The organism is Paenibacillus sp. EB106-05-06-XG162 (assembly GCF_058791655.1).
Genome location: NZ_JBYTDT010000025.1, coordinates 46,149 through 61,551, shown reverse-complemented (window position 1 = coordinate 61,551; position 15,403 = coordinate 46,149). Strand labels below are relative to the sequence as shown.

Annotated in this window: 22 protein-coding genes; 21 read left to right on the top strand and 1 reads right to left on the bottom strand. The window is 48.7% G+C overall.

The features are described 5' to 3' along the window. From AC3WU2_RS29140 to AC3WU2_RS29130, 3 genes are all read left to right on the top strand, one after another. Positions 1-848: DNA cytosine methyltransferase (locus AC3WU2_RS29140; protein ID WP_492458384.1), on the top strand; the 848-nt coding region annotated here is incomplete at its 5' end. A gap of 3 nt (positions 849-851) precedes the next feature. Next, positions 852-1,241 (top strand): helix-turn-helix domain-containing protein, encoded by a 390-nt coding sequence (locus AC3WU2_RS29135; protein WP_492458383.1) that lies wholly within the window; start codon positions 852-854, stop codon positions 1,239-1,241. Beyond that, positions 1,228-1,773, top strand: coding sequence for a hypothetical protein (locus AC3WU2_RS29130; RefSeq protein WP_492458382.1), 546 nt, complete (start codon positions 1,228-1,230; stop codon positions 1,771-1,773). Before AC3WU2_RS29135 ends, AC3WU2_RS29130 begins: the two co-directional genes overlap by 14 nt. 237 nt (positions 1,774-2,010) lie before the next feature. Here AC3WU2_RS29130 and AC3WU2_RS29125 read toward each other — a convergent pair whose 3' ends face one another. Next, complete coding sequence (locus AC3WU2_RS29125) at positions 2,011-2,352, bottom strand: hypothetical protein (protein WP_492458381.1); 342 nt, start codon at positions 2,350-2,352, stop codon at positions 2,011-2,013. Between the two features lie 312 nt (positions 2,353-2,664). On the opposite strand from AC3WU2_RS29125, the gene AC3WU2_RS29120 reads away from it, so the two are divergent. From AC3WU2_RS29120 to AC3WU2_RS29035, 18 genes are all read left to right on the top strand, one after another. Then, positions 2,665-2,790 carry a hypothetical protein gene (locus AC3WU2_RS29120; protein ID WP_492458380.1) on the top strand — a complete coding sequence of 42 codons (126 nt, stop codon included), beginning with the start codon at positions 2,665-2,667 and terminating at the stop codon, positions 2,788-2,790. A 14-nt stretch (positions 2,791-2,804) separates the two neighbouring features. Next, positions 2,805-3,278 carry a hypothetical protein gene (locus AC3WU2_RS29115; protein ID WP_492458379.1) on the top strand — a complete coding sequence of 158 codons (474 nt, stop codon included), beginning with the start codon at positions 2,805-2,807 and terminating at the stop codon, positions 3,276-3,278. After that, the gene (locus AC3WU2_RS29110; RefSeq protein WP_492458378.1) at positions 3,271-4,185 is read left to right on the top strand and encodes a hypothetical protein; all 915 of its coding nucleotides are present in this window, start codon (positions 3,271-3,273) and stop codon (positions 4,183-4,185) included. The genes AC3WU2_RS29115 and AC3WU2_RS29110 overlap by 8 nt, the downstream gene beginning before the upstream one ends. Before the next feature lie 753 nt (positions 4,186-4,938). Next, positions 4,939-5,499: a recombinase family protein gene (locus AC3WU2_RS29105; protein ID WP_492458377.1), complete on the top strand. Its 561-nt coding sequence runs from the start codon at positions 4,939-4,941 to the stop codon at positions 5,497-5,499. Between the two features lie 237 nt (positions 5,500-5,736). Further along, positions 5,737-6,180 carry a phBC6A51 family helix-turn-helix protein gene (locus AC3WU2_RS29100; protein ID WP_492458376.1) on the top strand — a complete coding sequence of 148 codons (444 nt, stop codon included), beginning with the start codon at positions 5,737-5,739 and terminating at the stop codon, positions 6,178-6,180. 18 nt (positions 6,181-6,198) lie between these two features. Next, positions 6,199-7,953 (top strand): phage terminase large subunit, encoded by a 1,755-nt coding sequence (terL, locus tag AC3WU2_RS29095; RefSeq protein ID WP_492458375.1) that lies wholly within the window; start codon positions 6,199-6,201, stop codon positions 7,951-7,953. Then, positions 7,944-9,557 carry a phage portal protein gene (locus AC3WU2_RS29090; protein WP_492458374.1) on the top strand — a complete coding sequence of 538 codons (1,614 nt, stop codon included), beginning with the start codon at positions 7,944-7,946 and terminating at the stop codon, positions 9,555-9,557. The genes terL and AC3WU2_RS29090 overlap by 10 nt, the downstream gene beginning before the upstream one ends. Then, positions 9,557-10,390 (top strand): phage minor capsid protein, encoded by an 834-nt coding sequence (locus AC3WU2_RS29085; protein WP_492458373.1) that lies wholly within the window; start codon positions 9,557-9,559, stop codon positions 10,388-10,390. Before AC3WU2_RS29090 ends, AC3WU2_RS29085 begins: the two co-directional genes overlap by 1 nt. A 92-nt stretch (positions 10,391-10,482) precedes the next feature. After that, positions 10,483-11,178 carry a phage scaffolding protein gene (locus tag AC3WU2_RS29080; RefSeq protein WP_492458372.1) on the top strand — a complete coding sequence of 232 codons (696 nt, stop codon included), beginning with the start codon at positions 10,483-10,485 and terminating at the stop codon, positions 11,176-11,178. Between the two features lie 64 nt (positions 11,179-11,242). Then, complete coding sequence (locus AC3WU2_RS29075; RefSeq protein ID WP_492458371.1) at positions 11,243-12,334, top strand: SU10 major capsid protein; 1,092 nt, start codon at positions 11,243-11,245, stop codon at positions 12,332-12,334. Between the two features lie 18 nt (positions 12,335-12,352). Beyond that, on the top strand, positions 12,353-12,568 hold the full coding sequence (locus AC3WU2_RS29070) for a hypothetical protein (protein ID WP_492458370.1): 216 nt from the start codon (positions 12,353-12,355) through the stop codon (positions 12,566-12,568). Between the two features lie 13 nt (positions 12,569-12,581). Beyond that, on the top strand, positions 12,582-12,971 hold the full coding sequence (locus AC3WU2_RS29065; RefSeq protein ID WP_492458369.1) for a hypothetical protein: 390 nt from the start codon (positions 12,582-12,584) through the stop codon (positions 12,969-12,971). Continuing rightward, positions 12,972-13,292 (top strand): hypothetical protein, encoded by a 321-nt coding sequence (locus tag AC3WU2_RS29060; protein WP_492458368.1) that lies wholly within the window; start codon positions 12,972-12,974, stop codon positions 13,290-13,292. 80 nt (positions 13,293-13,372) lie between these two features. Then, positions 13,373-13,693 carry an HK97 gp10 family phage protein gene (locus AC3WU2_RS29055; RefSeq protein WP_492458367.1) on the top strand — a complete coding sequence of 107 codons (321 nt, stop codon included), beginning with the start codon at positions 13,373-13,375 and terminating at the stop codon, positions 13,691-13,693. Beyond that, on the top strand, positions 13,693-14,061 hold the full coding sequence (locus tag AC3WU2_RS29050) for a minor capsid protein (RefSeq protein ID WP_492458366.1): 369 nt from the start codon (positions 13,693-13,695) through the stop codon (positions 14,059-14,061). Before AC3WU2_RS29055 ends, AC3WU2_RS29050 begins: the two co-directional genes overlap by 1 nt. Positions 14,062-14,123: 62 nt before the next feature. After that, positions 14,124-14,651 carry a hypothetical protein gene (locus AC3WU2_RS29045; RefSeq protein WP_492458365.1) on the top strand — a complete coding sequence of 176 codons (528 nt, stop codon included), beginning with the start codon at positions 14,124-14,126 and terminating at the stop codon, positions 14,649-14,651. Positions 14,652-14,704: 53 nt separating this feature from the next. Continuing rightward, a complete protein-coding gene (locus AC3WU2_RS29040; RefSeq protein ID WP_492458364.1) occupies positions 14,705-15,103 on the top strand; it encodes a hypothetical protein in 399 nt (132 codons plus the stop codon). A gap of 77 nt (positions 15,104-15,180) precedes the next feature. Then, complete coding sequence (locus AC3WU2_RS29035; protein WP_492458363.1) at positions 15,181-15,402, top strand: hypothetical protein; 222 nt, start codon at positions 15,181-15,183, stop codon at positions 15,400-15,402. Position 15,403 lies beyond the last annotated feature (1 nt).

Below are 15,403 nucleotides of genomic sequence, written 5' to 3'. Positions count from 1 at the left end.
GGGACGAAGCTTATATTCTAGATACACGGCAGCGCAATGAATTAAGGGTGTATGAAGTTGTAGCTCCGACATGTACCTCTACGGATTACAAAGAGCCGAAACTTGTAGTAGAACCGGATTGCGTCATGCTTGGGCACGTTGACGTCGGCGGTCACGATATCTTAAAACGCGTTTATTCCACGGAAGGAATCTGCCCGACGTTATCAACGATGCAAGGAGGAGGACAAGAGCCGAAGATCGCGGTCGAATACATAGGCAACGTTAATCCTTCAGGAAATGGCATGAATGGGTGTGTGTACGCAGATAGCGGACTCAGCCCAACGCTAACCACTAACAAAGGCGAGGGCACTAAAGTGTGCGTTGAGTATTCGAGAAAAGACGGGATTGGACGTCCATTAGACGCAGCTCATACGTTATCGGCGTCAGATTGGCGTGGGTTAAATCGTAATCAGGCGCAGAACGCGGTGCTTGAGGAAGTGCGCCCCGTCCTAACGCCAGATCGCGCCGAGAAACGTCAAAACGGTCGACGCTTTAAAGACGACGGAGAGGAAGCGTTCACTCTAACGGCTCAGGACAAGCACGGAGTCGCGCTCGGCAAGTATCCACGTTATCGAATTCGTAAACTTACGCCTCGCGAATGTTGGCGCCTACAAGGTTTCCTCGACGCTCACTTCGATAAAGCGCGCAATGCTGGTATCAGCGACTCGCAATTGTACAAACAGGCGGGAAATGCCGTCACGGTTAACGTAATCAGCGCAATAGGGAGTCGGCTCGTGCCGCTCCTAGAAGAGCCGAAGCGATTGATTCCGTTACTACAAACGAACGAATTGTATAAGGAGGCGGCATAAACGATGGGTCACGTTAAGATCGATATTCACGCAAAAGAACGAAGTTATACGCAGAAGTACGCATTAAACACGGCGAGTGGCGTCAAGGCGCTGCTCCGCGACCGTCACCAAATCGCCAATCGACGTTTCAAGGGGGATACGGCGGCGTCCGACATTCTCATCGATCTACATAGCGCTATAGAATCGGCGGAGCTGACCATACGCCAGGCGGAAGCAGTTGCGTGGGTGTACGGAGTCGACGTTACGCAGACGAAGGCCGCCGAGATTATGGGGATTGCGCAGAAGAACGTCAGCGAGTATATCGACATTGCGGCGGATCGGATCGCGGCGGTATATGAACGTTGGAATTACGGAGAAATCGAAGTGGAGGGCGAACCTATTGACGAAGAATAACGGAAATTATAAAGCAGCGTTTTCGGACGCGGTAACCGATTTGATTGCGGAGAATATTACGGATCGCACCGAAAGGATGGCGGCTGTCCATGCATTAACGGAAGCTTACGTCGATAGTATCGGAGAACGTCCGAACGATGCGGAGTTGGAGCGCCTAACGGATTACATATTACGCGAAGAGTTGACGGACCCACATCCGGATAAAGTTACGAATACGGAATATCCGTTCTTTAGTGCTTGGCAACTGGAATTGCGCCGTGACCGCGAGACTTCGCTGAAGATTACGGAAGAAACCGGTGTTGATGGTAAGGATTATCGTAATCCAACTAAGCGCAGGCGGAGTCGTTACGAAAACTGGTCCGTCGATAATCACGCGAAGATACGTAATAAGGAGCGTGCGGAACAGTATCGGAGGGATACGTCGCCGAGTAAAGTCGTTCCGTATAATCTACGAAATACGGGCGGTGGTTTTACGCCTGAGTTCACCCAATGCGCGGGGCTTGGTGAGAGATTCGTTCCTGCTTACGTTTGATCTAGGTAAAGACGCCAATCTAGCGGAAAGTAATCCGTTGGATTGGCGTCCATAAAAAGAAAGACTCTCATTTACGAGCGTTCCTGTAATCTTCTATCTGTTTCCTTGTCCATATCGGCCCGCTTGCAAGACGCTGGATCGGTTCGGGGAATACCCCACGTTGTAGGTACGTACCTACTCGCCGTTTATCCCAGCCAAGGATTTCAGCGGCTTCGGCATAACCAGCAAGTGGGGGAATTACTTTCCCAATTTGTCAAGGGCGCTTGCAACTGCGTTCTGGATATCTTCAAGGTCGTTATATCCATGTGTGGCTTCGTTAATTGCTTCGTCAACTTTATCGGACCTGTTTGATTCTTTTAGTTCTGCGATACGATCCATGTTGGTTGATTCACGATTAATCGCAGCGTGCCACCAATCGTATGTATCTTCGTCAGCAATATATGCACTAGCTTCTTCGTTCCAAGTGAATTGTCCATCTGAGAGAGCGCCCCAATTACCAATGAAATCTTTCGTGAAGTCAATTCCGTTTGTGCCAGTGATATTCAGGGATTTTTCGATTCCGTTTACGATTACTTTCATTAGAATCATCCTTTTGCCCGATGTCTTATCACATCTGCGGCGTTCATCTCTTGTATGTCTTTATCATACACCTACTGTATGTTAAAGTCAACACGTTAACCGTAAATTATCCGCAGTTCCGTATATTTTGTACCAACAGTTACCTATACGTTATAGAACGATACTAAAACGTCAGTCAATCGGAGTACATCCGGTCGGCTGGCGTTTATTTGCGTTGGGGAACGAACGCTCGGATATACTCCGAGCGTTCGACGTTATTCAAAACAAACGAAAGGTAGGCGTTGTAAATGGCGCAGAATAAGCGATCTGACGGTGAATGTTAACGTAGATATTGCGGGGGCATTGACCGCACTAAAGGCGATCCAACGCGAGGCGAAGAAAGCAACGGCGGCATTACGAGATTTGGAAAGCGCGGGTAAGGCGGTGAGCGCCGAGTGAATAGAGCATTTTTGATGAAATTAGAAGAGTTTATTAAATCTAAGGTAGATTTTAAATTAATGAACAGCCTAGGCGGTGAGTCATTTAGTAAGTTCGTAAGCAAAATGGTCATAGAATTTAGTAAGGACTCGTGTCCTCGACGGAATTACAATATGTCACAAGATGAAGTAAGGGACATATTCCTAGATATGCTTGCCGATCTATGTAGTGCAAGGTATGTTCATCCAGACGCAACAAAGTGCTACTCATATGAAACACCACTCAGACAGTATAAGGTAGTGTTTGCTAGTAGTAAAAAAGAGGCTACAGACATTCTCAAAAGCTTACCATTCATGAGCATGAACAGCTTCGGACGCAGAGCATCACTGCAAAAAGTTGTGCAATTTACACCTACCGGAGTCATAACGGATAAAGGCGAAGAGCGTACTTTAGATATGTGGAAGGACTTTATTAACCTTTTCGGAAACGGGAGGTTAGCGGATGAGTAACGTTCCAGGATTCGAACACGGCCCGCAATATTACTATGACGAAGATATTGGCGTCAACCTCGCTATCGTTCCGGAAAGTGAGTACGAGCTGATTAGACGTGAGGATGCGGAAAGACGGCGCAGTTATTACCGCAGAGAACAAGCGCTACGTACCGGCGGGAATACGCATTACGTAAACTGTTACCACGAGCCCGTTAAGGACATATCGTCACGTGCGGAGCTTCATGTATTAGGCGCGCTGATTAAGCTTCTACCGTTCATGTCGTTTAAGCACGGCGACGGAGTTCTGATTCGTGATGGTAAACGGATGGGGATCGATGACGTCGCGAAAGTAATCGATAAGAAATCGCGCGCTTCGAAAGATATCGTTAAGCAACTGAAGGAAACTGGCGTGCTATTTACGGAGAAAGATGGTCGACGCGATGTATATGGAATATGTCAGGACTACTGCTCGATTAACGGAGTGCGTCAAGACGAACGTTATACGAAGCTGTATCAGACTGCGGCGCGCGAACGTCTCGAACGCGTATCGATCCAAGCTGCCGGACTACTAACGAAGATGATTCCGTACTTCAATTACGAGCATTACTTTTTATGCGAGAATCCAAACGAATGGAACGTAGACAAAGTTAATGCGTTGACCATGCGTGGATTGGCGAGATTGATTGGCGAAGATCATACGACAGTCATTCGTCACATGCGCGAGTTATCACGTGCTGGCTTCGTCATGGTGCAGGTTGCGTTCGATATCGATGTAATCAAAGTTAACCCTGACGTGATGTTCCGTAAGAAATACCGTGATGAATCGGCTGAGCGTCTTAGTGCGGAGTTTGGCGTACATGAACGTAAGGCAGCGTCGATGACGTGGGACGAGGTAGGAGCGGAAATGCTTAGCGCGGCCGGATAGCGTAAAAGGGTGGTGCAAATACTGCACAGTTAGGGGCAAAAGTGGTGCAAATACTGCACACTTAAAAAGTGTCCTCCGCCTTACTCTCGCAATGGATTGCGCCATTTTAGGTCCGGCGTTTCTCTTATCTTATAAGGATAACGTCACACTACGTAAGGATACAGAACAAAGATAAAACATAACACTTCGGGACGGCTCCGCCTTTCCCTTGTGTGCTTATATACTTCTAATGTCTGTATTAATCTTATATAAGTTCAACGTTATAGATAATCCGCGATGATTGAGCGTAGCGAAGGAATCCGAAGTAAGGGGCGCAAGCCCCGATGTCTTCCCTTTAGTTCCCGTTGACTCTTAGAGTCTGCGTGAACATCCGCTATCCCTCCGTTCCTTCCCGTTAATACAACGTAATGCCTAACCGTTGTAACCGTTAATCGTTAGTATGCGGATATTGACGTATATATGAAGCGATTATCGAGCGGATGGGAACGTAGGGGTTACGAGTAGTGACGATGATACCGAACTCTAACGTTATATCTGCGGGTGGGCGGCGCTGACCGGACGCCCTCCGAAAACTCACGGGGTAATACGTAATTACTCGCGTTCCAAAAACAATCGTATATGCAACTCTAGAATCCGACTGCTAAACGCGCACGATTAACGCTTAATTACCGTTTCATAACTCGTATCAAAATGCGCGTTGCATTAACGTATGTTTATGGTACAATAGAGGAAACGGTAACGGAGGCGGTAACAATGCGAATAGGTTACGCAAGGGTATCAACGGCGGATCAATCGTTAGATATGCAGATTGACGCGTTAAACGCTGCGGGATGTGAACGCATATATACGGAGAAGGCGAGCGGTGCGAAGGATGATCGTAAGGAACTACAACGCGCACTAGAGACATTGAGGCACGGTGATATATTCGTAGTATATAAGCTAGACCGACTGGCGCGATCCACGAAGAAACTTATTGAAGTGTACGAGCAACTAACGGAACTTGGCGTAGAGTTGATTAGTATATGCGATAAGATGGATACGACAACGCCAACAGGGCGTGCGATGTTTAAGATGATCGGAGTCATTGCCGAGTTAGAACGGGAAATGATAGTCGAACGCACGAAAGCAGGGCTACAAGCCGCTAGAGCGCGGGGTAGAACCGGAGGGCGTCCGAAGACCAACGTAAAGAAGGTCGAACAGGCGTTGAGACTATACGATACAAAGGCGCATACGGTCGCAGAGATTACAGAAATGACGGGAGTAACAAAGGCGACGTTATATAGAGCGATAAACACACGGGAGGACGCTGAATAAGCGTTCTTTTTATTTCCGATGAAAAAGCGTGACCCCCAAGGCCCCCATCGCAAGGCGCCGCAACAAGCGCTCGGAATTGGCGCACAAATTTTTAAACTCAGGCGGTAACATTGCCCCGTGCGAGGGCCGTAAAATTACCGTTGTTCTCTTCGCGGTGATATAAAACGTCATCCGACGTATGAAGACTGCTAAATCCACGGTAATTTCACGTAAGAATCAAGCGAAAGGAGGCGCACTATGTCAACGTTAAAGCAGAAAGCGTTAGAGGCGAAGATCGACGGACGTCAACGGAAGGCGGCGCTGCTATGTGTGGAGCGCGAGTTTGCTTCGGAAGAGGATCGCCGGACTTTCGATAGCATTGCGGAGGAAATCGGAGTCTCGCGTAAGACGCTTCACCAATGGAGAACGCAGAATAAGACGTTCATCGAATACGTTAACTTGCTGGCAGACGATTTCCTGGCGTCAGAGCGAGCGTTCGTTTATCGTCAGCTTATGAAGACGATTAGCGGACCGCAGCCGTCAATCAAGGGGATCGATTTATTCTTCAAACGTCACGGACTTATCACGCAACATACCGTCGTCGAAACGGTGGACGGCACTGGCGGCCGCAGTACCGAAGATATCACGAAGGATATTGCGGAATTAGACGAGCTATTAGCGGATGTACAGATCGAAGAATAAAAACGGAGGTGGTCGCGCTTGGCTTATGTTGATGGACGATGGCTTGACCGTAATGAACGGGCCGAGCGCATCACTGTCGTAACCAAAAGAGCTACGAAGTTGAAGGCGCTGATTGAGTCGGGGCGCGCTACTGATTACCACGCGGATTTACTACGTGGAGATATTGCTGAACTGAAGCGGCTCCGACGTATTCATCGAGCGGAAGAAGACGTAGCTTATTTTACGTACGAATACTTGTCCGACGCCGGCAATCCGGAAAACGAAGACAATATCGTCCGCAACGCCGAAGACGGAACGCCGCACGATCCGATCGAAGATATAGCGCCAATTCATCGCGAGTTCTTCGACTTATGTGATTACGTCGACCATACGGAACGGAACGCAAGGTTGGCGATTGCGGCAGCGCGGGGCCACTCGAAGTCTGGCATGTTCTCGAACTCATTTCCACTGCATCAAACGGTTTTTCGGAAGCGCCGTTATATTCTCGAAATCTCCGAAACAGATACGTTATCGAAGAAGCTAATCGGATGGATTAACAAGCAACTCAAATATAACGAAAAGCTACGGGAGGACTTCGGTCCTCTTTTATATGAGCGGAATAACTTGAACGAGAAGGACAACGAAGAGGCGTTCATAACGACGACGGGTACGTTAATCGAAGCGTCGTCGTCCGGAAAGCAACTACGCGGTAAGCGGCACGGTTCGTATCGTCCGGACCTCGTAATAGTGGACGACCCTTCCTCGACAAATAACGAAGGAACGAAAGAGGCGCGCGAGAAGCTCGTTCATTGGTTCAATTCCGTCGTGGTGCCGATCGGGACGAAGTCAACAGCGATTATCCTCGTTGGTACGATGGTCAGCGCGACCGGCTTGCTCAATCACGTTCTGAAACGTAAGGACTTCCGCTCATCGTTTCATGGGGCAGTTATCCAGGAGCCGAGCAATCCAAAAGTGTGGGACCAGTACTGCGAAGTTTACGCTAGGGCCGAGGACATCTCCGAAGCAAATGCGTTCTACGATGAGAACCGAGACGCACTCGAAACAGGCGTCATACTTGCGTGGCCTTGGCGTTGGACGTACCGAGCGTTAATGCACGAAAAGGTTAATATGGGGACGAGGGCATACAATTCCGAGTATCGAAATCTCGCGTTTAGTGAGGACGAGCAGTTCTTCTTTCCGGACAATTACGGTTATTATCGCTTCGAGTACGATCATGGGCGTAAATACGTTGTCTACGAGGACATACGAGTTCCCGTAAGTGACCTAACGATAAGCGGGGCGTGGGATATAGCGCAGGGCAAGAACTCACGCTCGTGTTATAACGCTGTACTCACGGTTGGGAGGCACGAAAAGACCGGTCATATCTTCGTATTGGACGAGTATGCATCGAAAGAGCAACCGCACGTTTACATCGACCTTATCGTCGAGAAGATCAAAGAATGGCGGCACAACGTATTCAGCGTCGAGACAATTAACGCACAGCACGAATTCTACCGTCAGCTTCAGGAAGCATTACGGAAAGCAGGCGTAACAAAAACGCGGCTCAATGATATCAAAGCGCACAAGTCCTCGAAGGAGGAGCGAATTGAATCGTTGGAGCCGCTTTTTCATAACAAAACGTTGATACTAAACCGATCACATACGATGCTTATCGATCAGATGGCGCAATACCCATTCGGCGATTACGTCGATTCCGTAGATGCGCTGCAACTTGCGGTTGAGAACGTCGCGAAAGGAAAGAGACAAGTCCGAAGAAAACCGTCTTGGATTTAAATAGAAAGGAGGAGAGTATAACGGATTTTATTACGCAAACAACGAAACTTATCGACATAGGAAAGCAATTCCCGCCCGCCGCCTCAGTCGAACGTCTTGCGAAGTATCAACGTGGATCAGCGATATTTGACGGTAAACTTTTCGAAGTGTACGAGCGCGCAGCCGCATTGCTCCGAGATACACCGGCGGCCCCGCAACTTAAGAAGCTGTATATCGCGTGTAATATCGTCGACGTCCTTTTAACGAAGCCATCCGATCTACTCGTAGGTGAACCACCAACGTATGAATCCGGTAAGCCCGATGATTCACCCGAACAACAAGCGCTTAATCGGATCGTCGAAGAGAACGATTTAACCGCACGCATTCACGAAACGGTTATCGGTGCCGGCTACCGCGGTGATTCATTCGTCAAGGTCCGCTACGATTATGCGCAGGACTACTCGGTTTTGCCGGAGGGTCTCGCTGTTCCCGAAGACGCCAAGCCGGAGTCCATTATCGAACCGGTCGATCCATCGACGGTATTTCCGGAATTGGCGCGTGGTAGTAAGAAGCGATTCCGTGCGATTAATATCGCTTGGGTCGAATGGGTTGAGTCACGGAATGGTGCAATCATTGCGACGTTCACAGGCGAGAAGTACGAAGCGAAACCGTATCTCAACGTTGAACGCCATTTGCCAGGGTATATCGTGTATGAGCGTTATGAATTGTACGAGCGCGGTGTCGATACGGCGTACGGTGTTCCGATCCAGACGTTCACCATTGGCAATAAGGTTGCAACAGGTCGGAAGGATGACGTCGTAGAAACGGGAGTAGCGCGGCCACTCGTTTTTCACATTCCTTATAAATCGCTCGATGACCGGTGGGAAGGCGTCAGTGGAATCGAGAAAATTGAGTCGTTGCTGGCGGCGATTAACGACCGACTTGTGCAGATCGACTATATTCTTTGGAAGCACTCGGACCCAACCGCTTATGGTCCGGACGATATCGAAGAGGCTGACGGTTCCTCCGTTAGGTTCGGAGGCAAGTATATTCCGGTACGTAAAGATGACGCAACGCCGGGCTATATGGTGTGGAATTCGCAGCTTGAGGGCGCGTTTAAAGAACTAGATTATCTTCTCGGTATGGTCTTTCAGATGTCAGAGACTCCGCAATGGTTGTTCGGAACAACGTTAGCGGGCGATTCTGGCGGAGGAACAGGTACGTCACACACGGATGGCGGCGCAATCAAGGCGCGATTTATGCCGATACTCGCAAAGGTCAACCGGATTCGTGTACACGTAGACAAGGCGATTCGTGACGCACTTTGGACGGCGATGGAACTCGAAAACTTTGCGAATAAAGACGTAGATGGTTTCGAAGACTACGAGCCGATATACCCGAAAATAGCGTGGAAGGACGGTCTGCCAGTAGATGACCGCGAGCAAGCGGAAATCGCACAAATTCGTACGGGCGGTAAGTCGACACTCGACGTTCACACCGCAATCAAACGGTTAGATAACGTTGACGATTCGCATGCGACCGCAATAATGACGCGAATAACTGCGGACGAGCATGCCGCGACCGGAACGGTGGACGCTTCGGTATTTAACGGCGGTGGTGGATAATGCCGAAGATTCCGAATCCGAAATACGTCTACAATACTGATAAAATCGTCAAAGCGTATAAGAAGGCGATAAGCGACATCCTGGCAACGTTGGATCGTATCGATATATCGAATATGACGCGCGCCAATACTGCCACCACTCTTACGGAAGTTATGAAGATATTAACGTCAATTAACGAAGAATCAGCAGCGTGGGTGGCGGAGAATGTACCGCTGGCTGCGCGTGATGGTGTACTTTCCGCACTCGTTTCGCTCGACGTTAAAGATGCGGAAAAAGTGGCGTCGTTTAACAAAATGAACCGCGGTATGGTCGACGCAATTATCTCGGATACACAGTCTGATCTACTGGCGGTGACTCAAAACGTTGAACGACGCGTGCGAACTGCAGTCCGTCAAGTTACCGCGGAATCGATGCGTGCGAATATGGCGAAGGGAATTAACGGACGTAAAACGATAAGCCGCGATATTTTCGACGGATTACGTAAGAAGCTCGGCGACTCCGTTAATACCGGAATTATCGATGCTGCCGGAAGACGTTGGGACCCGTCAGTTTACACGGATATGATTACGCGGACTAAGACGCTGCAGGCACATAAAGAGGCGACTATTAACGAGGCCGTCGGACGAAAAGCGTATTACGGTGTTATATCGAAACACGGAGCTACCGATGGTTGCCGCAAATGGGAAGGGCGCGTCGTTAAGTTAGTTCCGGAAGCCGACGGTGATTATCCGTATATCGGCGATATTCCGCGGAATGAAATATTCCACCCATGTTGCCGGCATACGGTAACTCCACTACGTGATCCAAAACTACTCGAAACCGACTCAAAATAGATTCGGTTTATTTTCGTTGTCCAAACGTACATGACGTAAAACTGCTACGGATACTATGCGCTACGAGGCGTTAAAACTCGGGAGGAATTACGATGAATAACGAAATTAAACGTTTTATTTATCCGTTAAATCTACAACTATTCGCGGAGGGAGATCCGGAACCAGAACCACAAGACCTACCGGCCGATCCGCCGAAAACTTTTACGCAGACTGAGCTTGATGACGTCGTTGCAAAACGTCTTGAACGGGAGCGTAAGAAATACGATAGGTATTCGGATTATGACGATATTAAAACGAAGCTGGCGGAGTTACAAGCCACGGAAGACGAGCGTAAGCGCGGCGAATTAACCGAAATCGAACGTATTAAAGCGGACTTAGAACGTGAGTCTGGTGTCAAACAGACATTGGAATCCGAATTGACTACGTTGCGCGAATCCGTTAAGCAGGAGCGCATCCGGAACGCGTTTATCTCGGCTGCAACAACGGCTAAGATTGCGTACATTGATGATGCGTGGTCGCTTGCGGATAAGACGGGAATTAACGTTGATGATGATGGTAAGGTTGTCGGAGTTGACGACGTAATCAAAGCGCTCGTCGAAAGTAAACCGTTCCTAGTCGAACAGAAGCCGACGCAACCGAGAACGATCGGAGGCGCTACGGATAATCCGCCACCACCACAAAAGACATCGGAACAATTGCTCAAAGAAGCAGCGGATAAGGCGAAAAAGAGCGGTAAAATCGAGGACCAAGCGGCTTACGCAAAATTGAAAAGAGAACTAGGTTTATAGCCAAGGCGATCCGAAAATGGGTCGTCTTTTTTCATACCAAAAACAATTATACGGAGGTATTTAAATGTCTAAAATTTTATCAGGTGAATTAATCGGAAAACGTGAGTCAGTCACAGATCAGGTGCTACTTTTGAATCCTTATCAAACGCCGTTGCTTTCAATGCTAGGTTTCAGTACACCGACCTCACAGGTTGAGCACATTTGGTTTGAAGATTCGATGTTTGCGGACGAAAGTAAGGTAACAACGGCCGCCGCTGTCGATGCGGTAGAGATTGTTGTAGCAGACGCCGAGCCATTCCGCGCTAACCAAGTCGTTAAGATCGGCGAAGAATTGATCCTCGTTACTGGTGTCGATAAGGTAGCGAAGAAGCTCGCAGTAATGCGCGGATATGCCGGAACTACTGCGGCAGCTATTACGGCCAATGCCAAGATTGAGGTTCAGTTCGTGGAAGGATCTGAAGGGGCAGACGCTCGTCAAGGGCGCTTCAAGCAACGCGAGCGCAAGTCGAATATTACGCAAATCTTCGACGAAACCGTAGAAATTTCCGGTACAGCGGCGGCGGTCGCTCAATACGGAATCGACGACCTGTACGAGTACGAAAAGGCGAAGAAATTGCTCGAGTTGGCGCTGCAAGCGGAGAAGGCGTTCATCGGCGGCGTACGTTACGAAAACGGGACTGTTCGTCAGATGAACGGTGTTCGCAACTTGATTAAGACGAACGTTGCGGATTTGAAGGGCGCTGATTTGACGATGGATCACGTTAACGATTCCTTACAAGCGATCTACACTAAAGGTGGATTCGCGTCCGGTGGTAATTACGAAATCGTAACCGCGGCTAAACAGAAGCGCACAATTGGTAAGTTCGCGGATAATCTCGTTAGAATTAACAACGGTGACGAAACTCGCGGAACAGTCGTTAATCGTCTGATCACGGATTTCGGTGAGTTCAATGTATCTATCAACGATAATCTGAATCCAGACGAAATTCTTATTGTCGATAAGAACCGTATGTTCATTCGTCCGTTGAATGGTCGCGATTTCGGTCACGAATATCTCGGTAAGAAAGGTGATTACTTCCAAGGTCAGATCGTCGGCGAGTTCACGCTTGAATTCCAGCAAGAAGCGGCACACGCACGCATCAAAGGCGCGAAGTAATCGAAAGGGGACGAGTAAATGGCGGTATTTCATTCGAAGTACCGCGAACTCTCTTTCTACGTTAACGGCGTAAAGCATTCGTTTGCGAGCGGAAGCTTTGCGTCCGATGACGCTGAGATTGTCGCGGTACTAGAAACGTTGACAGACGCGGTTCGCGTCGATGAGCAATCGGAAGAAATCGAAACGAAACCGGAGGAGAAGCCGTCCGTACGACGTAAATCCTCCGCTAAATAACGGAGGTGGTCTTGTGGCGGTAAATATTACGGAAGCAGATACGTACATTGCTGCGAATTGTATTGATATCGAGGATTGGACGGAATGTGACGAGGCGAAAAAATTACGAATATTAAACGTCGCGAGTCGGACACTGACGGCCAAGTTTTCTAAGTATACGATACCAGGAGCGGCGGTGTATGAATTTGCTAACGCATTGGCTATTCGGTTCAACGACACCAATAAGCTCGGTTTGTACGGTATATCGTTTATTTCCGTAAATGGAGTTATCTCCACGTCATTCAAAGACAGCGGGGGTGGCGCAAATATATCGAGGTTTATTCCTCAAACTACGTTCGACATCATTGGCACGGAAAACGGAGTAAAACTCAGCGCGCGTCAAGTGAAATGGACGGTGTTGTAGATGGCGATTATTCCGCTTAAACAGACCGTTATGGTTGCACGCTTTCTCGGCAATAGCCCGGACTGGAACGAACCAATTTACGATAATCTGACGCCGATGAAATGCCGGTTCCAAGAAGCGTTCAAACTCGTCCGAAACGCGCGGGGTGAAGAGGTAGCGAGCGTCGGAACGTTCATCTTCAACAAACTACCGGAGGTCTCGATCAACGATCTTTTTTCGTTCACCAACGAAAATGGAGCGGAAATAACGTATACGCCGATTGCTATCAGCGTAAAAAGGGCGCTCAACGGAAAGCCGCTACTAACGGAGGTGGACGTATGAATATCGAGTTTGATTTCGATGAATTTTTTAAGGCGCTGGACTGGTCGAAAGCGGCGGTAAGAGACGGAGCCGCGGAAGGAATGCACGACGCCACTGACGATTTGCTTCGTAAGTCTCGCGATCTAGCTCCGCTAAAGGGCGGAGCACTACGTCAGACTTCCGGCACGAACGTACAGGCAAGCGAATCCGGCGTTTCTGGCGAAGTATTTTTTAATGCAACCGAAATTAGTCCGTCAGGCGAGCGCATCAACTACGCTTTAATCACGCATGAACTCGGCGAGTCGTTTAAGAATCCGTCAACTCCCGACACGCAGCCGAAGTACCTCGAACGTCCGATGAAAGAGAACGCCGAACGATATAAGCAGATGGTTGCGGACGGCATACGAAGGGAGTTGGCGTAATGCCCGCGGTTACTGACATTACGGAATACTTACGTCGGGCCGTCCCGTACACATACGTTTCCAACGAATTCGAAACGGGGAATCCGGACGATTGCGCATACGTACGAATGACCGGCGGATACGCTCCGTCACAATGGACGTCTAAACGTAAGCCGTCGTTTCAAATCGTGCTTCGTGCAAAATCAGCGAAAACGGCGGATGCGAAAGCTAACGAGATATATGCGGATTTACACGGTAAGACGGAGTTTAGCTTCGGAGCCATCCGGATAATAAAGTGTATAGCGGATCAGTCCACTCCGTTATACCTCGGTAAGGATGCGAATGGGCGTCCGCTGTATTCGGTTAATTTCACAGTAACAACGGTTTAGGCGATTTCCAGCGGAGTCGTCTTTTTTCATAACCAAAAATAAACACTCGGGGGAATGCATAAATGGCAAGTAATGTAAAGAATATTGAACTCGGCCCGGCTATCGTCGAATACGGAGACGCTGCAGACAAGGTACTATTTGAGACTACCATCGGTGGCGTAAATCTCACGGTTGAAACGACATACCGTGAACAGAAGATCGATCAGAACGGCGAGACGGTCGTATCTAAGCGGATTACAGGACGTAACGCGAAGGTTACCGTGCCTTTTGCAGAATATGATCTCGATAAGATTCCGAAGATTATGGTTGGCGCTACTCTTGTCGAAGGAACGAGCGGTAAGAAGGTTGAGATCTCAACAGCGGTCGGGCAAGACTTAATCACTAAGGCGAAGAAAGTCGTCATCAAGCCGATTGCTGCAAAGACTGACCCGACCAAATGGGCGACACTACCCCTTGCTTATCCGGAAACGGACTTGCAGTATAACTACGATAACGATAACGAGCGTATCACGAGTATCACCCTGTCGTCCACGCCTGACGAAAAAGACGTTATTTTAATCCTAGGCGACGAAACAGTAACAAAACCTTAACACTAAGGGGCGGCGGAAACGTCGCCTTATTTCTTTATTGGGGGCGAAAATAAATGCTATTTAAGCGTTCAGATAAATCGCAGGAAACGTTAAAAATCGGGGATAAAACGGCACACGTCCGCAAGGTTCCGATAGCGCAATGGCGCGAGCTATTTGACTCGATCCAAGCGATTCCACAACTGATTATTTCCGTAATCACAGCGCCGGCGTCCGAAAAGGCCGGATTCTTCGTTTTAGCGCTACGGGAATCGTTTGACGACGTCGTCCGTGTGACGTCGGTGCTAACGGGAATCGACGAAGAGTATATCAATCAGAATGCGTCGATTGACGAGTTGGTGACGTACTATACAGCTATGGCAAAGGCGAATAATTTCGGTGAGCTATTAAAAAACGCGCAGAGCGTCTTGGTGACGTTGATACCGAAGGCAACGCAGAACCAAGGCGCCAACTAACGTTAGATCAGTTTTTCACGGAATGCGCGATACGACTCGGCAAGACACAGATCGAGTTCGAAAACGGATACTATGTCATGGACTTGTTCGACGTTATCGAAGCACAACGTAGGGTCGACGCAAGTAATTGGTTACAGCAAATCAGCGTACAATCCGCGCCAAACATGAAGGAAGAAGATTTCCGCAAGTTTATCGGAGACTTACGAAAAGAGGCAGGAATCAACGGCGCTACGTCTGGTTCGAAATTTGATGAGTCCGGATTTGAAGCATTGAAGATGCAACTTAAATTAGGACTGTGAG